The organism is Streptomyces sp. YIM 130001 (assembly GCF_003574445.1).
Lineage (GTDB): Bacteria > Actinomycetota > Actinomycetes > Streptomycetales > Streptomycetaceae > Streptomyces.
Genome location: NZ_KZ984548.1, coordinates 1 through 24,234, shown reverse-complemented (window position 1 = coordinate 24,234; position 24,234 = coordinate 1). Strand labels below are relative to the sequence as shown.

Sequence of the window (24,234 nt, the reverse complement as noted above, 5' to 3'; positions counted from 1 at the left end):
GGGGAGCAGTCACATGCCCAGGAACAAGACGCCGATGTGGGCGGCAGCAAGCCTAGTCCTGGCCGTCGCGGCCACCGGGTGCGGAACGGAGTCGGCCGCGCCGAGCGGCGGCTCCGCCAAGGCGGACAGCGCCGCGGCGGAAAGCGCCGCGCACCGGCAGCCGGACCCAGAGAAGATCGATTCGAAGGTCCTCGAGGAGGACGACGACCACACGGTCATCAGGCTCGCCGACGGACGGCAGGTCTCGCTCAGCTACACGAAGCGCGGCCTCGAGGAGCGGCACCGTGCCGACACCGACGCCGACTGGTCAGCCGCCAAGACGGTCCACGCGACCGACACCGCTGCCTGCCAGGGCATCACGGCGAAGGCGCACCAGGACACCGTGTGGGTGACCGCGGACTTCGGTCTGTACTGCAGCGACGGCGAGCCCCCGTCGGAGTCGGTCGCCGCCGTGGGCTCGGGCGACCTGAGCTCGTGGGACGCCGACCTCACCAAGGGCATGGACGGCTGGCCGAAGGCATACGTCTACGACAAGGGTGACCGGGTCGAATTCGTCGACAAGCGGTGGGACGGCACGACCACGCTGCCCTGGCGCAAGGGCACCGGGTTCGAGCCCAAGCAGCACGTGTACGAGCCCATCGGCAAGCAGCTCGTGGGCAGTTGGAAGGCGACGGACGGCAGCCAGCGGGTCACCTTCGAGCAGGCAGCGCCCGAGAAGCGGCCGCGACTGACCATCGAGACGCTGAAGGGCGAGCGCTGTCTCGGATCCGGCACGCTGGGCCCCAAGAGTGACGACAGCGCGGAGCTGAACGACTTCAAGGTCCGGGAGGGCAAGGAGACCACCAACTGCCCGCCCGAGCTGTTCGAGTACTTCTACGAGGCGAAGTCCGCGGACGGTCCGCTGGTGCTGTGGAAGCTGGGCAACAAGCCGCAGAAGGTTCTCACCTACGAGCGGACCGACTGAGCGGGCGAGCGATTGAGCGGCTGAGCGGGCGAGCGGCTGAGCGCGGCCCGGGGATCCGGCGCCTACGCGCGCTCCTTCGCCCGCCTCCGCCGCTCCTCGGGCAGCACGAGCATGACTCCGGCCACGACCATCGCCGCGTAGACGAAGGGGTGCGGCTCGAACCAGGCCTGGAGCATGCCTCAGTCGTTCCCGGTCGTCAGGCGTCCGACCAGGCCGAGCGCGCCCTGGACACCGATGACCCAGCCCAGAATGTTGATGATCTGCTTCATGTCTCCATCGTGTCGCCCGCCTCGCCCGGAATCGTCCTGCCCGAGGCGGAACCAGGGGTAGACCTAAGGATGCAGTGACTCCGACGCGGTCGGCCCCGCTCCGCGTCGGTGGACAGGGACATGGCCACGGACATGGAGCGGGGCCGACCGCGTGGTTCAGGCGCCGAGCAGCTTGCGCACCCGGTCCGCGCCGACCGCGAGCAGCAGCGTGGGCAGCCGGGGCCCGGTGTCCCGGGTCACGAGCAGCCGGTAGACGAGCGCGAAGAACGCGCGCTGCGCGCCCTTGATCTCCGCGGGCAGCTCCTTGGCCGTCGCGTCCGCGGGGAACCCGGCCTGCACCTTGGGTACGCCGTAGACGAGATGGGTGAGGCCGTCCAGGGACCAGTGGTCGTCGAGCCCGTCGACCAGGAGCCGCAGCGAGGCGCGGTCCTGCTCGTCCAGGGAGCCGAGCAGCTCCTTGTCGGGCTCGTCCCGTACGAGGGTGCGGGATTCGGCGGGGACCTGGGTGTTGATCCAGGCCTCCGCGCGGTCGAGCCGGGGCCGGACGTCGTCGAGGGAGCCGAGCGGCTGGGACGGGTCGAGCTCGTTCAGGATCCGCAGCGTCTGGTCCTCGGCGCCGGCGGTGACGTCGGCGACCGATGCGAGCGTCCGGTAGGGCAACGGGCGTGGTGTGCGCGGCAGTTCACCGGCGGCGGTGCCGACGGCGCGGGAGTACGCGGCGACGTCGCCCGGCAGTGCCGCGCCCTCGGTGACCTTGACGGCGAGCTTGTCCCACTCGTCGTAGAGCCGCTGGATCTCCTGGTCGAAGGCGATCTTGAAGGACTGGTTGGGGCGGCGGCGGGCGTAGAGCCAGCGGATCAGCTGGGGCTCCATGATCTGCAGCGCGTCGGCCGGGGTCGGTACGCCGCCCTTGGACGAGGACATCTTCGCCATGCCGGAGATGCCGACGAAGGCGTACATCGGGCCGATCGGCTGCTCGCCGCCGAAGATCCCGACGATCTGGCCGCCGACCTGGAAGGAAGAGCCCGGCGAGGAGTGGTCGACACCGCTGGGCTCGAAGATCACGCCCTCGTAGGCCCAGCGCATCGGCCAGTCGACCTTCCAGACCAGCTTGCCGCGGTTGTACTCGCTGAGCCGGACCGTCTCGCCGTGCCCGCACCGGCAGGTGTACGTCAGCTCGGTCGACGCGTCGTCGTAGGAGGTGACGGTGGTGAGGTCCTTCTCGCAGACGGCGCAGTACGGCTTGTACGGGAAGTAGCCCGCGCCGGATCCGCTGCCGTCGTCCTCGGCGGCGGCGCCGGAGCCCTCTGCCGCCTCCAGTTCGGCGGCGTCGAGCGGCTTCTGCGACTTCTTGGGCGGGGTCTTCTTGGTGCGGTACTGGGCGAGGATCGCGTCGATGTCGCCGCGGTGCTTCATCGCGAACAGCACCTGCTCGCGGTACACGCCCGTGGTGTACTGCTCGGTCTGGCTGATGCCGTCGTACTCGACGCCGAGGGACGCCAGCGACTCGCTCATCGCGGCCTTGAAGTGCTCGGCCCAGTTCGGGTACGCCGAGCCGACCGGGGCCGGGACCGAGGTGAGCGGCTTGCCGATGTGCTCGGCCCAGGAGTCGTCGACGCCGGGGACGCCGGCCGGGACCTTGCGGTACCGGTCGTAGTCGTCCCAGGAGATCAGGTGGCGTACGGCGTGGCCGCGGCGGCGGATCTCGTCGGCGACGAGGTGCGGGGTCATGACCTCGCGCAGGTTGCCCAGGTGGATGGGGCCCGAGGGGGAGAGTCCGGAGGCGACGACGACAGGTTTGCCCGGGGCACGGCGCTCCGACTCGGTGATGACCTCGTCCGCGTAACGGGAGACCCAGTCGGTGGTCTCTGTGCTCTGAGCCACGATCGGCACGTCCTCTTGATTCCTCGGGTGTGAAAGAAAGCTGACGTCGGCCATTGTTTCAGACCGGACGATGTCCTCAGGGTCACTGTTCCCGCCGGCCCGCGCCAGCCGTTTCCGGCGCCGCCCGCGCGTGACGCGACCGCGCCCCGTACCCGGAAAACGAGTGGCAGGCGCGTGGGAGAATCGGGTGTACCCACTGACTCCAAGACAGGAACGGCACCCCATGGCCTCGGTCCCTTCCCTCGCCTCGACGGTCCACCAGCGCCTCGCGGACGCGCTCACGGCAGCGGTGCCGGACGCCGGTTCCGCGGACCCGCTGCTGCGACGCAGCGACCGGGCGGACTTCCAGGCCAACGGCATCCTGGCGCTGGCCAAGAAGCTGAAGGGCAATCCCCGCGAGCTCGCGGGCAAGGTGACCGACTCCCTCGGCTCCCCCGACCCCGCCGGGCTGCTCGCCGACGTCGAGGTCTCGGGCCCCGGCTTTTTGAACATCACGGTCACCGATCGGGCGATCACCGAGAACCTGGCGGCGCGTGCCGCGGACGGCGAGCGCCTCGGCGTCCCGCTCGCCGAGCACGCGGGCACCACGGTCATCGACTACGCCCAGCCGAACGTGGCGAAGGAGATGCACGTCGGCCACCTGCGGAACTCGGTGATCGGTGACGCGGTCGTACAGATCCTGGAGTTCACCGGCGAGAGGATCATCAGGCGGCACCACATCGGCGACTGGGGCACCCAGTTCGGCATGCTCGTGCAGTACCTCGTGGAGCACCCGAGCGAGCTGGACCACTCCGGCTCGGCGGACGGCGAGACCGCGATGTCCTCCCTCAACCACGTCTACAAGGCCTCGAAGGTGCTCTTCGACTCCGACGAGGAGTTCAAGACGCGGGCCAGGCGCAGGGTGGTCGACCTGCAGGCGGGCGACCCGGAGACGCTGGCGATCTGGCAGAAGTTCGTGGACGAGTCGAAGATCTACTTCTACTCGGTCTTCGACAAGCTGGACGTCGCGATCAGGGACGAGGACATCGTCGGCGAGTCCGGTTACAACGACATGCTGGCGGAGACCTGCCGGATGCTCGAGGAGTCGGGCGTCGCGGTCCGCTCCAACGGCGCGCTCTGCGTCTTCTTCGACGACGTCAAGGGCCCCGACGGTCAGCCCTCACCGCTGATCGTGCAGAAGTCCGACGGCGGCTTCGGCTACGCGGCCACCGACCTCTCGGCGATCCGCGACCGCGTCTTCAACCTGAAGGCGGACACCCTGCTGTACGTGGTGGACGCCCGGCAGTCGCTGCATTTCAAGATGGTCTTCGAGACGGCGCGCAGGGCGGGCTGGCTGACCGAGAACGTGCGCGCGGTGCAGTTGGGCTTCGGCACGGTCCTCGGCAAGGACGGCAAGCCGTTCAAGACCCGTGAGGGCGAGACGGTCCGACTGATCGACCTGCTGGACGAGGCGATCGAGCGTGCCTCGACGATCGTGCGCGAGAAGGCGCAGGACCTGTCGGAGGAGGAGATCGCCGAGCGCGGCGCGCAGGTCGGCATCGGCGCGGTCAAGTACGCGGACCTGTCCACGTCGGCGACGCGTGACTACAAGTTCGACCTGGACCAGATGGTGTCCCTGAACGGCGACACGTCGGTGTATCTGCAGTACGCCTACGCGCGGATCCAGTCGATCCTGCGCAAGGCCGGCGAGGTCGCCCCGCGGGCGCACACCGATATGGAACTCACGCCTGCCGAGCGGGCGTTGGGCCTGCACCTCGATGGCTTCGGCGAGACGGTGGGCGAGGTCGCAAGGGAGTACGCCCCGCACAAGCTGGCCGCGTACCTGTACCAACTGGCGTCGCTCTACACGACGTTCTACGACAAGTGCCCGGTCCTGAAGGCGGACACCCCCGCCCAGGTGGAGAACCGCCTCTTCCTGTGCGACCTCACGGCCCGCACCCTCCACCAGGGCATGGCCCTGCTGGGCATCAGGACACCTGAGCGCCTCTGACCTGCCCGCCCGGGCGCGGCCCCGGGGCCGCGCCCGGGCGCCGGACCACCTGTGCGTCCGGCGCCCGCAGGCCGAGCCCGTCCTCGCCCCCGCAGGTCACCCGAAGACCCGCCCCAACCGCCGCAGCCCTTCACGGAGTTCATCCGCGGCCTGGGTGACGAAGCACAACCGCATCGTCCCCACCTCGGGCGCCCCCGCGAAGAACGGCGCCCCCGGCACATAGGCCACCTCGTTCTCCACCGCCCGTGCGAGCAGCGCCCCCGCGTCGAACCCGGAGGGCAACCGCACCCACACGAACATCCCGCCGGCCGGCCGCACCCACCGCGCCCCCTCGGGCAGCACCGCGGGCAGCCCGTCGAGCAGCACATCCCGCCGCTCCCCGTAGGCGCCCGCCACCCGCGCCACATGCGCATCCAGATCCCGGTCCGCGAGGTAGCGCACGGCAGCGAGCTGATTGACCGTCGGCGTATGAAGATCGGCCGCCTGCTTGGCGACCGCACACGCCCGCAGCAACGCCTCCGGCGCCCGCAACCACCCGAGCCGCAACCCCGGCGCCATCACCTTCGAGAAGCTGCCGAGCAGCACCGTCCGCTCCGCCGCCCCCTCCTGCTCCGCGATCCACGGCACCCGTTCGCCCTCGAAGCGCAGCTCTCCGTACGGGTCGTCCTCCACGATCCACAGTCCGCGCCGCACCGCCACATCGGCGATCGCCGCCCGTCGGCCGACCGGCATCGTGCGCCCGGTGGGGTTCTGGAAGGTCGGCACGGTGTAGAGCAACTTGGGCCGTTCCGCGGCCACCAGAGCGTCCAGCGCCTCGGGATCGACACCGTCGTCGTCACAGGGCACGGGCACGACCCGTGCCCCGGCGAAGGCGAAGACCTGCAGCGCGGCGAGATAGCAGGGGTCCTCGACGAGCACGGTGTCCCCGGGCTCGACCAACGCGGTGGCGAGCAGCGAGAGCGCCTGCTGCGAACCGGTGGTGACCAGAAGGTCGTCGGGCACAGTGGCGAGTCCCCGCGCACTCATCCGTCCCGCGAGCGCCTCCCGCAGCTGCGGCTCGCCCTCGGTCGTCGAGTACTGCAGGGCCCGCTGCGGAGTCTCCTCGAGCACGGCCCGGAACGCCGCCGCCACACCCTCGGTGTCGAAGAGCCCTGGAGCGGGCAGCCCACCGGCGAAGTTGATCACCTCGGGCCGCGCGGTCACCGCCAGGATGTCCCGTACCGGGGACCCTCCGACCGCGGCGGCACGTGCGGCGAGTGGCGGCTGTGCCACGGCTTCAAGGGCTGGGTCGACTACAGTCACGAGGCTCCTCACCTGGCGCAATCCCTAGGGCCGAGATCCCCGGCGACACGGCCCGAACGTCCGCAGCCTAAGCACCCTCGCCCCACACCAGAACCCCGTTCCGGGATCCGGACGCTCAGCGCAGCGAGCGCGCCACCTCGGTCGCCCAGTAGGTGAGGATCACGTCGGCGCCGGCCCGCCGGATCCCGGTCAGCGACTCCAGAATCGCCTTCTCCCGGTCGATCCAGCCCTTCTCCGCCGCCGCCTCGATCATCGCGTACTCCCCGGAGATCTGGTACGCGGCGACCGGCACGTCCACCGCGTCGGCGAACTTGGCCAGGATGTCCAGGTAGGGGCCGGCCGGCTTGACCATCACCATGTCCGCGCCCTCCTGCAGGTCGAGCGCCAACTCCCGCAGGGACTCACGGGTGTTGGCCGGGTCCTGCTGGTACGTCTTGCGGTCGCCCTTGAGCGACGAGCCGACCGCCTCCCGGAAGGGGCCGTAGAAGGCGGAGGAGTACTTGGCCGTGTAGGCGAGCACGGTGACGTCCTCGTGCCCGGTCTGGTCGAGGGCGTCACGGATGACGCCGATCTGGCCGTCCATCATGCCGCTCGGGCCGACGACGTGGACGCCCGCGTCCGCCTGGACCTGCGCCATCTCGGCGTACCGCTCGAGCGTCGCGTCATTGTCCACCCGGCCCTCGGAGTCCAGGATTCCGCAGTGGCCGTGGTCGGTGTACTCGTCGAGGCACAGGTCCGACATGATCACCAGGTCGTCGCCGACCTCGTCGCGTACGTCGCGGATCGCGAGCTGCAGGATGCCGTCCGGGTCCGTGCCGGCCGTACCCGCCCCGTCCTTCTTCTCGTCCTCGGGCACACCGAAGAGCATGATCCCGGCGACCCCGGCCTCCACCGCCTCGACGGCGGCCTTCCGCAGGGTGTCCCTGGTGTGCTGCACGACGCCCGGCATGGCCTCGATCGGCACCGGCGAGGTGATCCCCTCGCGCACGAAGGCCGGCAGGATCAGATCCGCCGGATGCAGCCGCGCCTCGGCGACCATGCGCCGCATCGCGGGAGTGGTGCGCAGCCTCCTGGGCCGCGTACCGGGGAACGAACCGTAGGTCGTCAGTGCCACTGCCGTCTCACCTCGTGCCGTCACGAAACTCTTCCCGCCCATTGTCCTCCACCACGCCCGGCCCACCGACCGTGGGCACCCCTCGCACACGAAACCGGCGGGACCCCCGAAGGGATCCCGCCGGTCACGTCGGTAATTCGGTGCCCTACGACGTGCTCGCCCGCCGACGCCGCGATCCGGGCCGCCGCTCGCTCGGCCGTGTCACGGCCTCGCCGGCCTCCACGGCCGCCGCCCGCCGCTGCGCGCCGAAGTCCGCGAGGGACTCGGCGAGCTGCAGCACGCTGGGCTCGGGCGCCATCACGTCGACTCGCAGGCCGTGCTCCTCGGCGGTCTTCGCCGTGGCCGGGCCGATACAGGCGATGACGGTGACGTTGTGCGGCTTGCCGGCGATACCGACCAGGTTCCGCACCGTCGACGACGAGGTGAAGAGCACCGCGTCGAAGCCGCCGCCCTTGATGGCCTCCCGGGTATCGGCCGGCGGCGGCGAGGCGCGCACCGTCCGGTAGGCGGTGACGTCGTCGACCTCCCAGCCCAGTTCGATGAGTCCGGCCACCAGGGTCTCGGTGGCGATGTCGGCGCGCGGCAGGAACACCCGGTCGATCGGGTCGAAGACCGGGTCGTAGGGCGGCCAGTCCTCCAGGAGCCCGGCGGCGGACTGCTCACCGCTCGGCACCAGATCGGGCTTGACGCCGAAGGCGACCAGGGCGGCGGCGGTCTGGTCGCCGACCGCTGCGACCTTGATCCCGGCGAAGGCGCGCGCGTCGAGCCCGTACTCCTCGAACTTCTCGCGCACCGCCTTGACCGCGTTCACCGAGGTGAAGGCGATCCACTCGTAGCGTCCTGTGACCAGGCCCTTGACCGCACGCTCCATCTGCTGGGGTGTGCGCGGGGGTTCGACCGCGATGGTCGGCACCTCGTGCGGCACCGCTCCGTAGCTGACGAGCTGGTCGGAGAGCGAAGCGGCCTGCTCCTTCGTCCGCGGTACGAGCACCTTCCAGCCGAACAGCGGCTTGGACTCGAACCAGGACAACTGGTCGCGCTGGGCAGCCGCGGAACGCTCGCCGACCACGGCTATGACGGGCCGGTGCCCCTCGGGCGAGGGGAGCACCTTGGCCTGCTTGAGGGTCTGCGCGACGGTGCCGAGCGTGGCCGTCCAGGTCCGCTGCCGGGTGGTCGTACCGGCGATGGTGACGGTCATCGGGGTGTCCGGCTTACGGCCGCCCGCCACCAGCTCGCCGGCGGCCGCGGCCACCGTCTCGAGCGTGGTGGAGACGACGACCGTGCCGTCGGACGCGCCGACCTCGGTCCAGCAGCGGTGCGAGGCGGTACGCGCGTCGACGAACCGCACGTCCGCGCCCTGACTGTCGCGCAGCGGCACACCCGCGTAGGCGGGTACGCCGACCGCGGTCGCGATACCGGGCACGACCTCGAAGGTGATGCCCTCGCGGACGCAGGCCAGCATCTCCGCGGACGCGTCCGCGTCGAGCCCCGGGTCGCCCGTGACGGCACGGACCACCCGCCTGCCGCGCCGTGCTGCCGCCATGACAAGATTGGCGGCATCCACGGGCGTTGATGACTCGTCAGCAGCCGTCTGCTGCGGCACGGCCGGGAGCTCGCCGAGGTCGGCACCCGCCCTCGTATGAGCACGGACGACGTCGAGCACCTCGGGCTCGGCGACCAGTACGTCCGCTGTGGCCAGTGCCTCCACGGCACGCAGCGTGAGCAGTCCCGGATCTCCGGGTCCGGCACCCAGGAAGGTGACGTGCCCGTGCCCGGAAGCGGCGGGAAGTTTCGAGGTGGTGGGGCTCAATGTGCTCGCTCCCCCATCAGACCGGCCGCACCCTTGGCAAGCATCTCGGCCGCGAGCTCGCGGCCGAGCGCCTCCGCCCGGGACGGGGACTCGGGTACGGGACCGGTGGTGGACAGCTGCACCAGCGCCGAGCCGTCGGTCGAGCCGACGACGCCGCGCAGGCGCATTTCCTTGACAACCTGTCCGTCGCCCAGCAGGTCGGCCAGCGCACCCACAGGTGCGGAGCAGCCGGCCTCCAGGGCGGCGAGCAGGGAACGCTCGGCGGTCACGGCGGCCCGGGTGTACGGGTCGTCGAGCTCGGCGAGGGTGGCGGCGAGCTCCGCGTTGGACGCGGCGCACTCGACAGCCAGTGCCCCCTGGCCGGGGGCGGGCAGCATGATGTCGACCGGCAGGAAGTCGGTCGCGTCGTCGGACCTGCCGACACGGCTGAGGCCGGCCGCGGCGAGTACCACCGCGTCCAGTTCCCCGTTCCGTACGAAGCCGATGCGGGTGTCGATGTTTCCCCGGATCGGCACCGTCGTCAGGTCCAGGCCGTGACTGCGCGCGTAGGCGTTGATCTGCGCCATCCGGCGCGGCGATCCGGTGCCGATCCGGGCACCGTCGGGCAGTTCGGCGAAGGTCAGCCCGTCGCGTGCGACGAGCACGTCCCGGCTGTCCTCGCGCGGCGGGACGGCGGCGAGTGCCAGGTCGTCGGGCTGCGCGGTGGGCAGGTCCTTCAGGGAGTGCACGGCGAAGTCGATCTCGCCGGAGACCAGTGCGTCGCGCAGTGCGCTGACGAACACACCGGTGCCGCCGATCTGCGCGAGATGCTCGCGCGAGGTGTCGCCGTAGGTGGTGATCGCCACCAACTCGACCTCGCGGCCGGTCAGTTCCCGGACGGCCTCGGCCACCTGCCCGGACTGAGCCATGGCGAGCTTGCTGCGCCTGGTCCCAAGGCGGAGTGCTTTCTGGGTCATGACCGCCCTCGGTTCTGTACGTCATGGTCGTCGCCGTCGGCCCGGGAGACGGCCGCCACCGTCTGCGGGTCGAGGTCGAACAGGGTGCGCAGTGCGTCCGCGTACCCGGCGCCGCCGGGCTCGCCCGCCAGCTGCTTGACCCGCACGGTCGGCGCGTGCAGGAGCTTGTCGACGACACGGCGTACGGCCTGGGTGACCTCGGCCTGTTCGCGGTCGTCGAGGTCCGGGAGGCGGCCCCGGAGCCGGTTGATCTCGCTCTCGACCACGCCGGAGGCCATGGTGCGCAGGGCGACCACGGTCGGCGTGATGTGCGCGGCCCGCTGGGCGGCGCCGAAGGCGGCGACCTCGTCCGCGACGATGGTGCGGACCTGGTCCACGTCGGCAGCCATCGGGCCCGCTCCGGCGGGGTCCGCGGGGGCGCCGGCGACCTCGGCGAGCGACTCGATGTCGACCAGACGCACACCGTCGATCCGGTGCACGTCCACGTCGATGTCACGGGGCATCGCGAGGTCGAGCAGTGCCAGGCGTACGGGCGCGGTCCGTGCCGGGGCCCGAGTGGCGCTCCGCACCGTGGTCCGGCCCCCGGCGGACTCGCCGTCGGGCGTCGGGCGGTCGAGGGTGGAACCGTTGTCGACCCAGGTGCCGTGCAGGCCCATGGCGTCGGCGCCGGAAGGAGCGGGGGCGAGGCCGACCGGGCAACCGCTGTCCGCGGCGGAGAGGCCGGCGGCGGTCTCGGTGGCCGCGGCGTCGGGGATCCGGCCGTCGCGTGCGGCGGCGACCGCGAGGCGCGCGACCAGGCTGCCGTCGGGCGCCCGGAGCGTGTGCACGGGTGCCTCGCCGGAGGTCGCGCCGGGTCCGAGACCCTGCGCGGACGCGGCCAGCGCGTCGGCGACGGTGCCGGCGCCGAGCACCAGGCCGGTGGCTCCGGTGCAGGAGACCGCGATGTCGACGCGGGCCAGCTCGTCCGGTACGGCGTCCATGGCCACCGCGCGCGCGGCGACTCCCGTACCGGCCGGGTCGGTGAGGATCTCCACCAGACGCCCGGCGCGGTCCGGCGTGCGGTTGGCGACGACGATCTCGGCCACCCCGGCCCGCGCGAGGGTGGCGGCGGCGAGGGACGACATGGATCCGGCGCCGATGACGAGGGCCTTCTTGCCGGCCGCCCAGTCGGTGACCGGTTCGCCGGCCGTGAGCTGCTCGAGGCCGAAGGTGACGAGCGACTGCCCGGCGCGGTCGATCCCGGTCTCGGAGTGGGCACGCTTGCCGACCCGAAGCGACTGCTGGAACAGGTCGTTGAGGAGGCGTCCCGCGGTGTGCTGCTCCTGCGCCCGGGCGAGCGCGTCCTTCAGCTGACCGAGGATCTGGCCCTCGCCGACGACCATCGAGTCGAGCCCGCAGGCCACCGAGAACAGGTGGTGGACGGCGCGGTCCTCGTAGTGCACATAGAGATAGGGAGTGAGCTCGTCGAGCCCCACGCCGCTGTGCTGGGCGAGCAGTGTGGAGAGTTCGGCGACGCCCGCGTGGAACTTGTCCACGTCGGCGTAGAGCTCGATGCGGTTGCAGGTGGCGAGGAGCGAGGCCTCGGCGGACGGCTCGGCGGCCACCGCGTCCTGCAGCAGCTTGCCCTGCGCGTCCACGGACAGCGCGGCCCGCTCGAGCACGCTGACGGGAGCGCTGCGGTGGCTCAGCCCGACGACCAGGAGACTCATGCCGGCATCACGGCGGGTACGTCCCCGTCGGGTCCCTTCCGGCCGTTGCCCTCGGTGTCCGCCGCATCGGCGGCCACGGTGCGCGCGGCGGGCGGTACGACAGCGGCAGCCTCGGCGGCGACGTCCTCGCCGGCCTTGCGCTGCTCGTGGAAGGCCAGGATCTGCAGCTCGATGGAGAGGTCGACCTTGCGTACGTCGACGCCGTCCGGCACGGAGAGCACGGTCGGCGCGAAGTTCAGGATGGAGGTCACTCCGGCGGCGACGAGCCGTTCGCAGACCTGCTGGGCGGCGCCCGCGGGGGTGGAGATCACGCCGATGGAGACGCCGTTGTCGGAGATGATCGATTCGAGGTCGTCGGTGTGCTGCACCGGCATCCCGGCCACGGGCTGTCCCGCCATCGCGGGATCGGCGTCGATCAGGGCCGCGACGCGGAAGCCGCGGGAGGCGAAACCGCCGTAATTGGCCAGCGCCGCACCGAGGTTACCGATACCGACGATGACGACGGGCCAGTCCTGCGTCAGTCCGAGCTCGCGGGAGATCTGGTAGACGAGGTACTCGACGTCGTAGCCCACACCACGGGTCCCGTAGGAGCCGAGGTAGGAGAAATCCTTGCGCAGCTTCGCGGAGTTGACCCCCGCGGCCGCGGCCAGCTCCTCGGAGGAGACCGTGGGTACCGAGCGCTCCGACAGTGCGGTCAGCGCGCGCAGGTACAGCGGAAGCCTGGCGACGGTGGCCTCGGGAATTCCTCGGCTGCGGGTCGCCGGTCGGTGAGTTCGGCCAGTTGCCACGGTGCTCCTGCGGGTAGAGCGGGGCTGCGGGCGGTCGCATGTCCCCCGACCGCCCCGTCTCAAGCAGGCTATGTCTTTGTGAACGCGTGCACAAAGATGGTGTCCGCTTTGTCCAAGCAAAGTGACCGGGCTCACGCGGGACTTGTGACCAGCCGGGGAACCGTCAACGAGGCCCCGGCGTCGGGGTACCACAGGGGGCAAAACCGCACACTCTCCTCACGATTTCCGCACCCCCGAGACTGAATCGCCCCCGATCGTAACGCGTCTTTTACGCCACCAGGTTCCGTCGAATTCCGGGCCCAGGCACCCGCGGAGATCGTCCCGGCCGTTCGGAGCCGTGATCATTTCGCGCCGAGCGCCTTGCGCAACCGACCCTCGTCGACCCGCCAGAAGTCGTGCTGGGCGCCGTCCACAAGGACTACCGGAATCTGCTCCCAGTACTTGCTGTGGAGCTCCGCATCGTCATTGATGTTCTTCTTCTCCCAGGCGGCGCCGGTATCGGCGCAGACTTTTTCGATCACCTCCTGTGCCGCATCGCACAAATGACATCCGGGCTTGCCGACCAGAGTGACGACCCGGTCCGCGGGCTTCTTGTTCTCCGTACGCCGGAAAAGGGGGCTCATACGCCTATTCTCGCGCGGCCGAACCTCCCTGCACACCGCCTCGCGACGCGCCCGCAGGCGATCCCCTTAACTGCGCGGTAGTGCACTGTTCACAGCCTGCGAACGCCCTCGACCCGGAACCACCGAACATTCTGGCTATGCTCACGGACATGGCCTCTCTTCGATGGCTCACTCCTCGTAGGCGCTCCGCGACCGCGCGCAGCGTCCTGGCAGGCGAGGCCTCGGCGGAAGCCGCGCGCAAGTCCTCGCAGGAGCTCGAGGGGGCCGCGCCGGCCGACGAGGCGGCCGAGGCCCCCGAGTTCCCGGTCGTCGGAGACGAGCGGGCAGCGGCCTTCTTCGACCTGGACAACACCGTGATGCAGGGCGCCGCGATCTTCCACTTCGGTCGCGGGCTGTACAAACGGAGGTTCTTCGAGAGCCGCGAGCTGGCCAAGTTCGCCTGGCAGCAGACCTGGTTCCGGCTGGCCGGCGTCGAAGATCCCGAACACATGCAGGACGTACGCGAATCCGCGCTGTCGATCGTCAAGGGCCACCGGGTCGCCGAGCTGATGTCGATCGGCGAGGAGATCTACGACGAGTACATGGCCGAGCGCATCTGGCCCGGCACCCGGGCACTCGCGCAGGCCCACCTCGACGCCGGCCAGCGGGTCTGGCTGGTCACCGCCGCCCCGGTGGAGACGGCGACGATCATCGCCCGCCGGCTCGGCCTGACCGGCGCCCTCGGCACCGTCGCCGAGTCCGTCGACGGCATCTATACGGGACGGCTGGTCGGCGAGCCGCTGCACGGCCCCGCGAAGGCGGAGGCGGTCCGCGCACTCGCCGTCGCCGAGAGCCTCGACCTGGCCCGCTGCGCGGCGTACAGCGACTCGCACAACGACATCCCCATGCTGTCCCTGGTCGGCCACCCGTACGCGATCAATCCGGACGCCAAGCTGCGCAAGCACGCCCGCGAACGCGACTGGCGGCTGCGCGACTACCGCACCGGCCGCAAGGCGGCCAAGGTCGGCATCCCCGCCGCCGCGGGCGTCGGCGCCCTGGCCGGCGGCACCGCCGCGGCCATCGCCCTGCACCGCCGCCGCCACTGACCGCACCGCAGGGACCCGGTCCGGCGATACGGCCACGGAATCGACCGGCCGAGATACGGCCAGCGAATCACGCACCGTGACGACCCTCGGCCCCGACCGCCGGAACACGCGGAAATCCACATTCCATACCCGGGTGCCGTCCCGGCCAGTCGGGTTGCCCGCGTACAGCCACAACACGCCCCGGACTCAGGCGCTTAACGACCGAAACCGATCAACTTCCGCTCACTGTATGGCGCTTGAAGCATCATAGATCTGTAACAGAAGCGACGTAATCGATGATTTGAGCAACTGGGTGTAGCGCCGCCTGTACGAAGCGTTATTCTCCTCAGACGCATATCGGACCCCCACTCATCGCTACGACGAGTGAACGGTCCAGCACTGCTCGTGATGGAAGCTCTGCCTCTGGGAGTCCCGTGTACCCACACGTCGGGGTTGACGCCTCAGGCCTGGCTACGCTCCGCGCAACGGTCGTCGACCAATTGCGCAACCTCGTCCCCACCGCGTACGCCGTCCCCGCCTTCGCCGTCCCCGCACCGGTCGGCCCTTGCTACGCCCTGGCCGAAAGCGGTGCCGCCGTCGGTAGAAGGTCCCGTTCCGGCGCCGTCGCCACCACCCACCGCCGTCCCGCGGCCGACAGCGACAGCGCCCGCATGATGGACCTCGTCGAGCGCGCCCAGGCCGGCGAGACCGATGCCTTCGGGCGCCTCTACGACCAATACAGCGACACCGTCTACCGCTACATCTACTACCGCGTCGGCGGGAAGGCGACGGCCGAAGACCTCACCAGCGAGACCTTCCTGCGCGCCCTGCGCAGGATCGGCACCTTCACCTGGCAGGGACGGGACTTCGGCGCCTGGCTGGTCACGATCGCGCGCAACCTGGTCGCCGACCACTTCAAGTCGAGCCGTTTCCGCCTGGAAGTGACCACCGGCGAAATGCTCGACGCCAACGAGGTCGAGCGCAGCCCCGAGGACTCGGTCCTCGAGTCCCTGTCCAACGCCGCCCTCCTGGACGCCGTACGACGGCTCAACCCGCAGCAGCAGGAGTGCGTGACCCTGCGCTTCCTGCAGGGCCTGACCGTCGCCGAGACCGCCCGCGTGATGGGCAAGAACGAGGGCGCGATCAAGACCCTCCAGTACCGCGCGGTCCGTACGCTGGCCCGCCTGCTGCCGGATGACGCCCGCTGACCGGAGACGGAAAGTGACATCTCACTTACCCCTGGTGACACTGGAAATTGGGCCCCGGTCCGATCATCTTTCGTCCGTAACCCATGTGCCGCGACCCTCGTTGTGCGGAATGCAGGCTCCCTGTGGTCGCCCCCTGTCCGGCGCCGCCGACTCGCACGAGCGGCGCGCACCGGCGTGGGCAACCCTCAGGACCCCCTGGGGAGTCGGACGTCATGACGAGAGGAGGTGCCGCCAGTGATCGCGAATGTCCCGAGCCGGCGGGCGAACGCCTTCGCCCACGCCGTGGACGAACAGACCGACCAGGGTCAGGCGGCCGAGCAGCCCACGGACTCCCCATCGGCCGACGGGGCCGAGCAGTCCGCCATGCTCACGGTGGCCGAAGGCCTCGGTGAGCTGCCGCGACCGGAGCTCGACCCCGAGGTCAAGGTGGTCCAGCGGGCACAGCTCGTGGCCGCCATGGAGGCCATGCTGCAGGAAGGCACCGCGGGCGACACCGGCCCAGGTACGACGGTGCCGGAGCAGCGCAGCCGCAAGGGCGCCCACCGGGCCACCCCACTGCGGAAGTTCCGGCCCCGGACGCGGCTCTCCAAGGGCATCGCGGCCGGCGGACTCACCGTCGGAGTCGCGGCAGGCGCCTTCAGCGGCGTCTCCGCGGCCAGCTCCGACGCCCTGCCGGGCGACTCCCTCTACGGCCTCAAGCGCGGCATGGAGGACTTCAAGCTCGGCATGACCGACGACTCCTCGGCGCGCGGTGAGCTCTACCTGAACCAGGCCTCCACCCGGCTCCACGAGGCCAACCGCCTGATGGAGCGGGCCCGTTCGGGAGACCTCGACCACGAGCAGATCGGCGAGATCCGCCGCGCGCTGTCCGGGATGCGTCACGACGCGTCCGAAGGACACCAGCTGCTCCACGACGCCTACGCCGAGGACGGATCGATGGGCCCGATCCAGACTCTGTCCTCGTTCTCCCAGTCGTACCGCGGCAGTTGGAGCGATCTGCAGAGTCGGCTGCCCGTCCAGCTCTCGGACGTCAGCAGCGAGGTGACCTCGGTGTTCGATGCCATGGAGGACGAGATCGCGCCGCTGCGTTCGCGGCTGCCGAGCGTTCCCGGCACGGGCGGTGACGTCACCGAGACGCCGGAGAGCACGACGGACGACTCGACCGGCGAGGACACCCCGACGCCGAGCGCCTCCGACCCGACCGCCGGTCCGTCCGACGAGAAGACCCGGCCGGAGGACCCCTCACCCTCCGGTTCCGAGGACGACGGCGGACTGATCGGTGGTGGCGGCGGCGGGCTGCTCGACCCGCCGAAGGACGACACCACGCCGAGCAAGCCGTCGGGAGGCGGCGAGCAGAGCGACCCGGTCAAGCCGGACGTGACCCTCCCGCCGCTCCTTCCGGGCCTGCTGCCGGGGCTCGGTATAAGCGGTGAGGACACCACGGAGTAGGCACTACGCACATCGGGCCCCCTTCCTTGAAGGAAGGGGGCCCGATGTGCGTAGTGGAGCGCCGGCAGCGGACGCCTGCGGCTGGAACACCTGCGTCAGAAGAACACCGAGCGCCGCTGCACAAGAAGCTTGTACAGGGTGTGCTGGATCTGCTCCCGCACCTGATCGGTGAGGTTGAACATCAGCATCGGATCCTCCGCCGCCTCCGGCGGATAGCCGTCCGTCGCGATCGGCTCACCGAACTGGATCGTCCACTTCGTCGGCAGCGGCACCCCGCCGAGCGGCCCGAGCCAGGGGAACGTCGGCGTGATCGGGAAGTACGGCAGTCCGAGAACCCGGGCCAGCGTCTTGGAGTTCCCCACCATCGGGTAGATCTCCTCGGCACCGACGATCGAGCACGGCACGATCGGCGTACGGGCGCGCAGCGCGGTCGAGACGAAGCCCCCGCGGCCGAAACGCTGCAGCTTGTATCGCTCGCTGAACGGCTTGCCGATCCCCTTGAACCCCTCCGGCATCACGCCGACCAGCTCGCCCGCCTCCAGAAGCCGCTGCGCGTCCTCCGCGCAGGCGAGCGTGTGGCCGGCCTTGCGCGCCAGTTCGTTGACCACGGGCAGCATGAACACCAGGTCCGCGGCGAGCAGCCGCAGATGGCGCTGCGCCGGGTGGTTGTCGTGCACCGCGACCTGCAGCATCAGACCGTCGAGCGGCAGTGTCCCGGAGTGGTTCGCGACGATCAGGGCCCCGCCGTCCGCCGGGATGTTCTCCATCCCCTTCACCTCGACCCGGAAGTACTTCTCGGAGACGGGCCGCAGGAGCGACATCAGAACCTGCTCGGTCAGATCCCGGTCGTAGCCGAACTCGTCGACGTCGTAATCGCCGGTGAGCCGTCGCCGCAGGAAGGCCAGGCCGCCGGCCACCCGGCGTTCCAGACCGCTGCGCGGACCCTGCCGGTCCGCCGCGTCCGCACCGGACTCCGGGGTCGGATCGGGCTGTTCACCGGCCGCGCCCTCGGGGACGGGCCGCCCGTCCCCGAGGTCCTCCGCAGGATGCTCCTGCCGGCCCGGCAGCGGCGTCACCTCCGGGGCCGGCTCCGCCTGGCGCCGGCCACCCGACCTGCGCCGGGCCGGGCTCCGGGCGCCGCCCCGCGACCGGTCGTCGTCGAACGGAATGACCTTGGCGTCCGCCATCGTTGATGCGCTCCTCAGTCCGCGCTGTGCGTCGGATGCTTCGCCGCGGCGCCCGGCAGGGGCAGCGCCGCGAGCCGGTCGACGACCCTGGACAGGGCCTCGGGCGGCAGCAGGCCGGGACCTCGGCTGCGGACGAAGTCCGTGAACGCCTGCACCGTCGTGTACTTGGGCCGGAACCCCAGTGTCTCGCGCATCTCCCTGGTCGACACCACCCTGCCGTGCGTGAGCAGCCGCAGCTGCTCCGGCGAGAAATCGGTGAGCCCCGCGGTGCGCAGCGCGGCCCCCGCCCAGGTGACCGCGGGCAGCAGCATCGGCACCGTGGGGCGTCCGAGGCGCCGGGCGCACTGGGACAGGAGCAGTACCCCGTCGCCGGCGATGTTGAAGGTGCCGCTGTTCAGCGTCGCGCGCGCCGGTTCCCGAGCGGCGATACGCAGTACGTCGATCACGTCGTCCTCGTGCACGAACTGCAGCCGTGGGTCGTAACCGAGCACGGTCGGCAGCACCGGCAGCGACAGGTACTCGGCGAGCGGAGAGTCCGCGGTGGGTCCGAGGATGTTCGCGAAGCGCAGCACACACACCGCCACGTCCGGCCTGCGCCGGGCGAAACCGCGTACGTAGCCCTCGACCTCGACGGTGTCCTTGGCGAAGCCGCCGCTCGGCAACGACTTCGGCGAGGTCGTCTCGGTGAACACGGCGGGGTCGCGCGGCGCGGAGCCGTAGACGTTGGTGCTGGACTTCACCACCAGGCGGCGCACGGTCGGAGACTTCTGGCAGGCGCCGAGCAGCTGCATCGTGCCGATGACATTGGTCTCCTTGACCGACGTCCGGCTGCCGCCGGCGAGCGCGGTGCCCGTGACGTCCATGTGCACGACCGTGTCGACCGCGTACTCGGCGAGGACGCGCGCGATGGTCGGCTGCCGGATGTCCGCCTGCAGGAACTCGGCGGCGCCCAGCTGGTGTTCGGGCGGCACGGCGTCCAGACCGATCACCCGGTCCACCCCGGGATCCCGCTGGATCCGGCGTACCAGACGTCCGCCGAGCTGCCGGGCCACCCCGGTCACGAGCACGACCTTGCCCAAGATCAGCGCCTTCCTTCCCACCCTCGTCGCGCACCGCGGTGCCGTCCGCGCGGACCGGCCGCCATCGGGCCGGCCGCCGGACTCATGCGCCACGTTAGCGGGTGTGTGCTACGGCAGGATGTCCAACCGATGCAATACGTGACCACGGGCATACACTTGGTCACCAAACCGGCCGCCCGCTCCCGGCTGTTCGACCCACACCTGCCCGGGCCGGGCAGCCCTGAACGCAGCCGAGGCCCCCCACCACAGGGGCGGGAGGCCTCGGAGCGCTGTGATCCAGCGGTCGTTACTTCTTGTTACGACGCTGGACGCGGGTGCGCTTCAGCAGCTTGCGGTGCTTCTTCTTCGCCATCCGCTTGCGCCGCTTCTTGATAACAGAGCCCACGACTACCCTCGCTCACTTCTCATCACTCGGTGCGGGGCAGAATGGGCCCACACGACCTACGTCGGCCCAGCCTACCCGGCTCAGCGCCGAGGTCGTAATCGAGGAGATGAATCCGCCTCGATCAGGCCGTCTCCACCCCCACATACGAATCGCGAAGGTACTCGTGAACCGCATTCTCCGGGACTCGGAAGGACCTCCCCACCCGGATCGCGGGCAGATGACCACTGTGCACCAAGCGGTACACGGTCATCTTGGACACTCGCATCACCGAGGCGACTTCCGCCACGGTCAGGAACTGGACCTCGCTGAGAGGCCTCTCGCCAGCAGCCATGTCACACCTGAACCTTCCACACATGGACGGGCACCGGCTTCCCCTTCCGGTGACTCCTCGTCGCTGTGCGTTCACTCCCCAGAGTAGGGGCGGGTGATGCGAGTGGGGAAGAGGAGCTGCGATCGGGGTCCTACCGTGACAGACACGCTCGATTGAGTACATAGCGAGTAAGCGGCCGGTAGTAATCAGACCGCACAGCGTCATCAAGCGGAACGGCCACGGACACCTGCCCCTCGGCCTCCCCCACGAACAGCGCGGGATCATCCGTATCCGCCAGGCCGATCGCCTCGATCCCCAGCTGACCTGCTCCGCAGACCCATCCGTGGTCCCCGATGACCAGCTCGGGGAGCGTCTCGCCGCCCTCCGCGACAGCACCGAGAGCGGTACGGATCGGGAGCGGCGAATGGGTGTGTGCGCCGGTCTCACAACCGGCGCCCGACGCGCTCGGCTCGCGCACCAACGCGACTCCCCGTACGTAGTCAAGGTTGTACGTGCGTAGACCAAACCGGGTCGTTATGTCGACAGAGCTACCCTGCGCTGGGGTGAGGACACGACATCCTGCCGCCGAGAGAGCGTCCGCCAACTCGGCGTAGAAACCCAGCAGTCGATGGGGGTGGCCGGTGCCGAGGAACACCGGCGCCCGCCGTTCGGCAGCCCGGCGCATCCGGCCCGCGAAGGCCTCGAGCCCGGCCAAGGTCCGCTCCGGATCGATCACATCAGGCCCGACCGTGTGCCCGGGGTCTGCGGAGACCCCGCACTTGTCCGCCATCAGCGCGATCAAGCCCCGTGCGTCCCAGTCCCGTTCGGGGTCCAGACCGAGCAGCACTCGGGGGTCGCGCGCCGCGAAGAGCCGGTAGCTCCGCAGACTCTCCTCACGCGAGGTCGCCACGGGCCCGGCCAGTCGGGCCGCCAGCAGATGCGCACGTAGCGCGCCGGTGCTCAACACCCCTGCGATGCTGGCGCATTGACCGCCCCGTCACAGCCGGAACCACAAAACTGGGCACAGTTGGCGTAACCACCCCGGCAACTGGACGGCCTGCGTGGCCGGGTCGCCTGAGCGGCGCCCTCACCATGTCCTCGGTCAGGGCAACAGCCCACGCAGCGGGTACGCCGCCCTGCGGGTCGCCACGATCGCCTGGTCGAGCCGGTCGGCCGGGTCGTACCCGGACTCCCAGTCCCGCCACACCGGCTCCCTGCCGTCCGTCATCCGGGCCGGCGCCAACTGCCTCGTCCTGGCGAACACTTCTTGCCGCCACTCCTCGGGGACCGCGGCCGTCGGCTCGATCGGCCGCCCCGCGGCGATCGCGGCGAGATGCGTCCACGACCTCGGCACGACGTCCACCACGGCATACCCTCCACCGCCGAGCGCCACCCAGCGCCCGTCGGCGTACTGATGGGCCAGCTCGTGGCACGCCGCCTGGACGGTACGCTGCGCGTCCAACGACACCGCCAGGTGCGCCAGCGGGTCCTCGAAATGTGTGTCCGCTCCGTGCTGCGACACCAGCACCTGCGGCCTGAACTCGGCCAGCAGCTCCGGCACCACGGCATGGAACGCCCGCAGCCAGCCCTCGTCCCCCGTACCGGCCGGCAGCGCCACATTCACCGCGCTGCCCTCCGCGGCACCGGTCTCCTCAGGCCACCCGGTCTGCGGGAACAGCGTCCTCGGATGCTCATGCATCGAGATCGTCAGAACCCGCGGATCCTCCCAGAACGCCGCCTGCACACCGTCACCGTGATGCACGTCCACGTCGACGTACGCCACCCGCTCGACACCCAGCTCGAGCAACCGGGCGACAGCGAGCGCCGCATCGTTGTAGATGCAGAATCCCGAAGCAGCACCAGGCATGGCGTGGTGCAGCCCTCCGGAGAAGTTCACCGCGTGCAGGGCTCCGCCCCGCCAGACCGCTTCGGCGGCTCCTACCGACTGCCCCGCGATCCGGGCCGAGACGTCGTGCATCCCGGCGAATGCCGGATCGTCCACCGTCCCGAGCCCGTACGCCATGTCCGCAGCATCCGGATCCGCGGACGCGGCCTTGACCGCCGCGATGTAGTCGTCCCGGTGCACCAGGCGCAACGTCGACTCCCCCGCAGGCTTGGCGGAGACGACCTCGAAGTCCTTGTCCAGCTCGAACGCGGTGATCAGTCGCCGGGTCAGCGCAAGGCGCATCGGGTCCATCGGGTGCTCGGGCCCGAAGTCATAGCCCGTTACTGCTTCGTCCCACATCAGCTGTGCGCGGCCGCTCATGTCCGCCACCGTATCGGTCCGGATCCTGGGCGAAAGACCGGGCGTAGAGCAGCGTCACAAGCACCAACACCATCGGAACGACCATCGCTCCGCGATAGTTCCAGGCGTCTCCGAGCACCCCCACCAGCGGCGAACCCACCAGAAAACCCACGTAGTTGAAGATGTTCAGCCGAGCGATCGCCGTGTCCGAGCGCCCCGGGAAAAGCCTCCCCGCCGCAGCGAACGTCTGCGGCACGATCACACACAGCCCGAGCCCGAGGAACGTGAACCCCAGCATCCCCACCCAGGCCCCAGGCGCCCCGGCCACCACCGCGAACCCCACCGCAGCCAACACCGTCCCGCACCGCACCACCCGCACCGGACCGAACCTCCGCACCCCCACATCACCGACCGCCCGCCCGATCAGCGTCGTCACCATGTAGATGTTGTACGGAACCGTCGCCAATTGCTCCGAACTGCCCAGCACATCCTGCAGGTACTTGGCACTCCAGTTGGAGACCGTCGAATCCCCGATGTACGCGAAGGCCATCACGAAACAGAGCGGCCACAGCAGCCTGAGCGAAGGCCCGCCCCCGGCCGCACCCACCTGCTCCGCCGCCCCGCCCTGTCCCTCCGCGTACCAACGACTACCGACGAACGCCGCCGGCAGCAGCACGGCGACCACCGGCCAGTACGACACCATCAGCGAGTACTCCCAGTGCGCCCCCACCCAGGCGAGCGACGCCCCCACGATCCCGCCCAGGCTGTACGAGGCGTGGAATCCCAGCATGATGCTGCGCCCGTAGGCCCGCTGCAGACTGACGCCGAGCATGTTCATCGAGGCATCGAGCGCCCCGACCGCGATACCGAACGCACCGAGGCAGAGCCCCAGTTGCCACAGCGTCTCTCCCGCCCCGACCCCGAGCAGCGCAAGCAGTACCACCGGCTGCGACCACCGCAGCACCAGCCGGGGCGAGACCCGCTTCACCAGATGCTCGGTCGCGACACTGCCCGCACCGGCGAGGACCGGGACCGCGGCCAGAAACAGGGGCAGCAGCCCGTCGGATATCCCGTAGCGATCCTGGATCGCGGGAATCCGCGTCACCAGCAGCGCGAACGCCACCCCCTGGACGAAGAAGCTCAACCCCAGGGCCGACCTGCCGTACCGCAATCGCGCATCCGTCATGGCCGGACAGCGTAAGGGCCGGGACTACCCACCGGTAGATGGATCAGCCAAGCAATTCGACGAGCCGTCCCATGTCACCGAAGTAGCCATCGGCTCCCTCCAGTCGCTCCGAGGGAGTCATCGCTGTGAACGCCAGTACGTCCATGCCCGCCAGCTTCGCCGCCTCCACGCCCAGAGGACTGTCCTCGATCACCACGGTCCGCTGCGGATCGGCGTCCATGCTCCGTGCCGCGTGCAGGAACAGATCCGGAGCAGGCTTGCCCCGGCCGACGTCATCGGAGCTGAAGATCCACTCGTCCTCGAACCATTCGTCGAGCCCGGTCGTCAGATGCCCGATCCGGATCCGCTCGTGGCTACCGGACGACGCCACGCAGTAGGGCACTCCCTCTGCCGTGAGCTTCGCGAGTACTTCCTCGACGCCGGCCACCGGCTGCAACTCCCGCTGAAAAGCGGCAAAGATGCGCTCGTGCAGCGTCGCGTCGAATTCAGCGGGCAGGTCGCGCCCGGTCCGTTCCCGCACCAGATCGTGCACACGGTGCACCGCGGCACCCATGTAGTCCCGCAACGAATCTTCGTACGTGGTGGGGTGTCCCAGTTCCGTCAGGTACCCGGAGAGGATGGTGTTGGAGATCGGCTCACTGTCCACGAGGACGCCGTCGTTGTCGAAGATGACCAGGTCGTAGCGCATCCCTCGACCATAAGACACGACAAC

Annotated in this window: 21 protein-coding genes; 5 read left to right on the top strand and 16 right to left on the bottom strand. The window is 70.2% G+C overall.

Going from position 1 to position 24,234, the window contains the following annotated elements; genetic code table 11:
- Nucleotides 1-13 precede the first annotated feature (13 nt).
- On the top strand, nucleotides 14-964 hold the full coding sequence (locus DSC45_RS00105) for a hypothetical protein (RefSeq protein WP_162929071.1): 951 nt from the start codon (nucleotides 14-16) through the stop codon (nucleotides 962-964).
- A gap of 425 nt (nucleotides 965-1,389) precedes the next feature.
- On the opposite strand, the gene lysS is transcribed toward DSC45_RS00105, so the two are convergent.
- Nucleotides 1,390-3,126, bottom strand: coding sequence for a lysine--tRNA ligase (gene lysS, locus DSC45_RS00100; protein ID WP_119286056.1), 1,737 nt, complete (start codon nucleotides 3,124-3,126; stop codon nucleotides 1,390-1,392).
- A gap of 214 nt (nucleotides 3,127-3,340) precedes the next feature.
- On the opposite strand from lysS, the gene argS reads away from it, so the two are divergent.
- A complete protein-coding gene (argS, locus tag DSC45_RS00095; protein ID WP_119286055.1) occupies nucleotides 3,341-5,107 on the top strand; it encodes an arginine--tRNA ligase in 1,767 nt (588 codons plus the stop codon).
- Nucleotides 5,108-5,203: 96 nt separating this feature from the next.
- Here argS and DSC45_RS00090 read toward each other — a convergent pair whose 3' ends face one another.
- The 7 genes from DSC45_RS00090 to DSC45_RS00060 form a co-directional block, all read right to left on the bottom strand.
- Entirely contained in the window at nucleotides 5,204-6,409 is a 1,206-nt protein-coding gene (locus tag DSC45_RS00090; protein ID WP_119286054.1) for an aminotransferase-like domain-containing protein, read from the bottom strand.
- Between the two features lie 115 nt (nucleotides 6,410-6,524).
- A complete protein-coding gene (gene hemB / locus DSC45_RS00085; RefSeq protein ID WP_119286727.1) occupies nucleotides 6,525-7,517 on the bottom strand; it encodes a porphobilinogen synthase in 993 nt (330 codons plus the stop codon).
- A gap of 151 nt (nucleotides 7,518-7,668) precedes the next feature.
- Nucleotides 7,669-9,333: a bifunctional uroporphyrinogen-III C-methyltransferase/uroporphyrinogen-III synthase gene (locus DSC45_RS00080; RefSeq protein ID WP_119286053.1), complete on the bottom strand. Its 1,665-nt coding sequence runs from the start codon at nucleotides 9,331-9,333 to the stop codon at nucleotides 7,669-7,671.
- Nucleotides 9,330-10,289: a hydroxymethylbilane synthase gene (hemC, locus tag DSC45_RS00075; protein ID WP_119286052.1), complete on the bottom strand. Its 960-nt coding sequence runs from the start codon at nucleotides 10,287-10,289 to the stop codon at nucleotides 9,330-9,332. The genes DSC45_RS00080 and hemC overlap by 4 nt, the downstream gene beginning before the upstream one ends.
- On the bottom strand, nucleotides 10,286-11,998 hold the full coding sequence (locus DSC45_RS00070) for a glutamyl-tRNA reductase (protein WP_119286051.1): 1,713 nt from the start codon (nucleotides 11,996-11,998) through the stop codon (nucleotides 10,286-10,288). The genes hemC and DSC45_RS00070 overlap by 4 nt, the downstream gene beginning before the upstream one ends.
- A complete protein-coding gene (locus DSC45_RS00065) occupies nucleotides 11,995-12,786 on the bottom strand; it encodes a redox-sensing transcriptional repressor Rex (protein WP_119286050.1) in 792 nt (263 codons plus the stop codon). Before DSC45_RS00065 ends, DSC45_RS00070 begins: the two co-directional genes overlap by 4 nt.
- A gap of 341 nt (nucleotides 12,787-13,127) precedes the next feature.
- Nucleotides 13,128-13,409 carry a glutaredoxin family protein gene (locus tag DSC45_RS00060; protein ID WP_119286049.1) on the bottom strand — a complete coding sequence of 94 codons (282 nt, stop codon included), beginning with the start codon at nucleotides 13,407-13,409 and terminating at the stop codon, nucleotides 13,128-13,130.
- Nucleotides 13,410-13,558: 149 nt separating this feature from the next.
- On the opposite strand from DSC45_RS00060, the gene DSC45_RS00055 reads away from it, so the two are divergent.
- The 3 genes from DSC45_RS00055 to DSC45_RS00045 all read left to right on the top strand — a co-directional run bounded on the left by DSC45_RS00055 (nucleotide 13,559) and on the right by DSC45_RS00045 (nucleotide 17,130).
- The gene (locus tag DSC45_RS00055) at nucleotides 13,559-14,494 is read left to right on the top strand and encodes an HAD family hydrolase (RefSeq protein WP_119286725.1); all 936 of its coding nucleotides are present in this window, start codon (nucleotides 13,559-13,561) and stop codon (nucleotides 14,492-14,494) included.
- Nucleotides 14,495-14,907: 413 nt separating this feature from the next.
- On the top strand, nucleotides 14,908-15,681 hold the full coding sequence (locus DSC45_RS00050; RefSeq protein ID WP_119286048.1) for an ECF subfamily RNA polymerase sigma factor, BldN family: 774 nt from the start codon (nucleotides 14,908-14,910) through the stop codon (nucleotides 15,679-15,681).
- Nucleotides 15,682-15,915: 234 nt separating this feature from the next.
- Nucleotides 15,916-17,130 carry a DUF5667 domain-containing protein gene (locus DSC45_RS00045; RefSeq protein ID WP_119286047.1) on the top strand — a complete coding sequence of 405 codons (1,215 nt, stop codon included), beginning with the start codon at nucleotides 15,916-15,918 and terminating at the stop codon, nucleotides 17,128-17,130.
- A 95-nt stretch (nucleotides 17,131-17,225) separates the two neighbouring features.
- On the opposite strand, the gene DSC45_RS00040 is transcribed toward DSC45_RS00045, so the two are convergent.
- From DSC45_RS00040 to DSC45_RS00005, 8 genes are all read right to left on the bottom strand, one after another.
- Nucleotides 17,226-18,317, bottom strand: coding sequence for a lysophospholipid acyltransferase family protein (locus DSC45_RS00040; protein WP_119286046.1), 1,092 nt, complete (start codon nucleotides 18,315-18,317; stop codon nucleotides 17,226-17,228).
- 14 nt (nucleotides 18,318-18,331) lie between these two features.
- Nucleotides 18,332-19,396, bottom strand: coding sequence for an NAD-dependent epimerase/dehydratase family protein (locus DSC45_RS00035; protein ID WP_119286045.1), 1,065 nt, complete (start codon nucleotides 19,394-19,396; stop codon nucleotides 18,332-18,334).
- 286 nt (nucleotides 19,397-19,682) lie between these two features.
- Nucleotides 19,683-19,781 carry a 30S ribosomal protein bS22 gene (locus DSC45_RS00030; protein ID WP_003948845.1) on the bottom strand — a complete coding sequence of 33 codons (99 nt, stop codon included), beginning with the start codon at nucleotides 19,779-19,781 and terminating at the stop codon, nucleotides 19,683-19,685.
- Nucleotides 19,782-19,902: 121 nt separating this feature from the next.
- The gene (locus tag DSC45_RS00025; RefSeq protein WP_156725321.1) at nucleotides 19,903-20,112 is read right to left on the bottom strand and encodes a helix-turn-helix domain-containing protein; all 210 of its coding nucleotides are present in this window, start codon (nucleotides 20,110-20,112) and stop codon (nucleotides 19,903-19,905) included.
- Nucleotides 20,113-20,242: 130 nt separating this feature from the next.
- Nucleotides 20,243-21,058 (bottom strand): phosphatase, encoded by an 816-nt coding sequence (locus DSC45_RS00020; protein ID WP_119286043.1) that lies wholly within the window; start codon nucleotides 21,056-21,058, stop codon nucleotides 20,243-20,245.
- 135 nt (nucleotides 21,059-21,193) lie between these two features.
- Nucleotides 21,194-22,357 carry an acetoin utilization protein AcuC gene (locus tag DSC45_RS00015; RefSeq protein ID WP_119286042.1) on the bottom strand — a complete coding sequence of 388 codons (1,164 nt, stop codon included), beginning with the start codon at nucleotides 22,355-22,357 and terminating at the stop codon, nucleotides 21,194-21,196.
- Entirely contained in the window at nucleotides 22,308-23,522 is a 1,215-nt protein-coding gene (locus tag DSC45_RS00010; RefSeq protein WP_119286041.1) for an MFS transporter, read from the bottom strand. Before DSC45_RS00010 ends, DSC45_RS00015 begins: the two co-directional genes overlap by 50 nt.
- Before the next feature lie 43 nt (nucleotides 23,523-23,565).
- A complete protein-coding gene (locus DSC45_RS00005) occupies nucleotides 23,566-24,210 on the bottom strand; it encodes an HAD family hydrolase (RefSeq protein WP_119286040.1) in 645 nt (214 codons plus the stop codon).
- Nucleotides 24,211-24,234 lie beyond the last annotated feature (24 nt).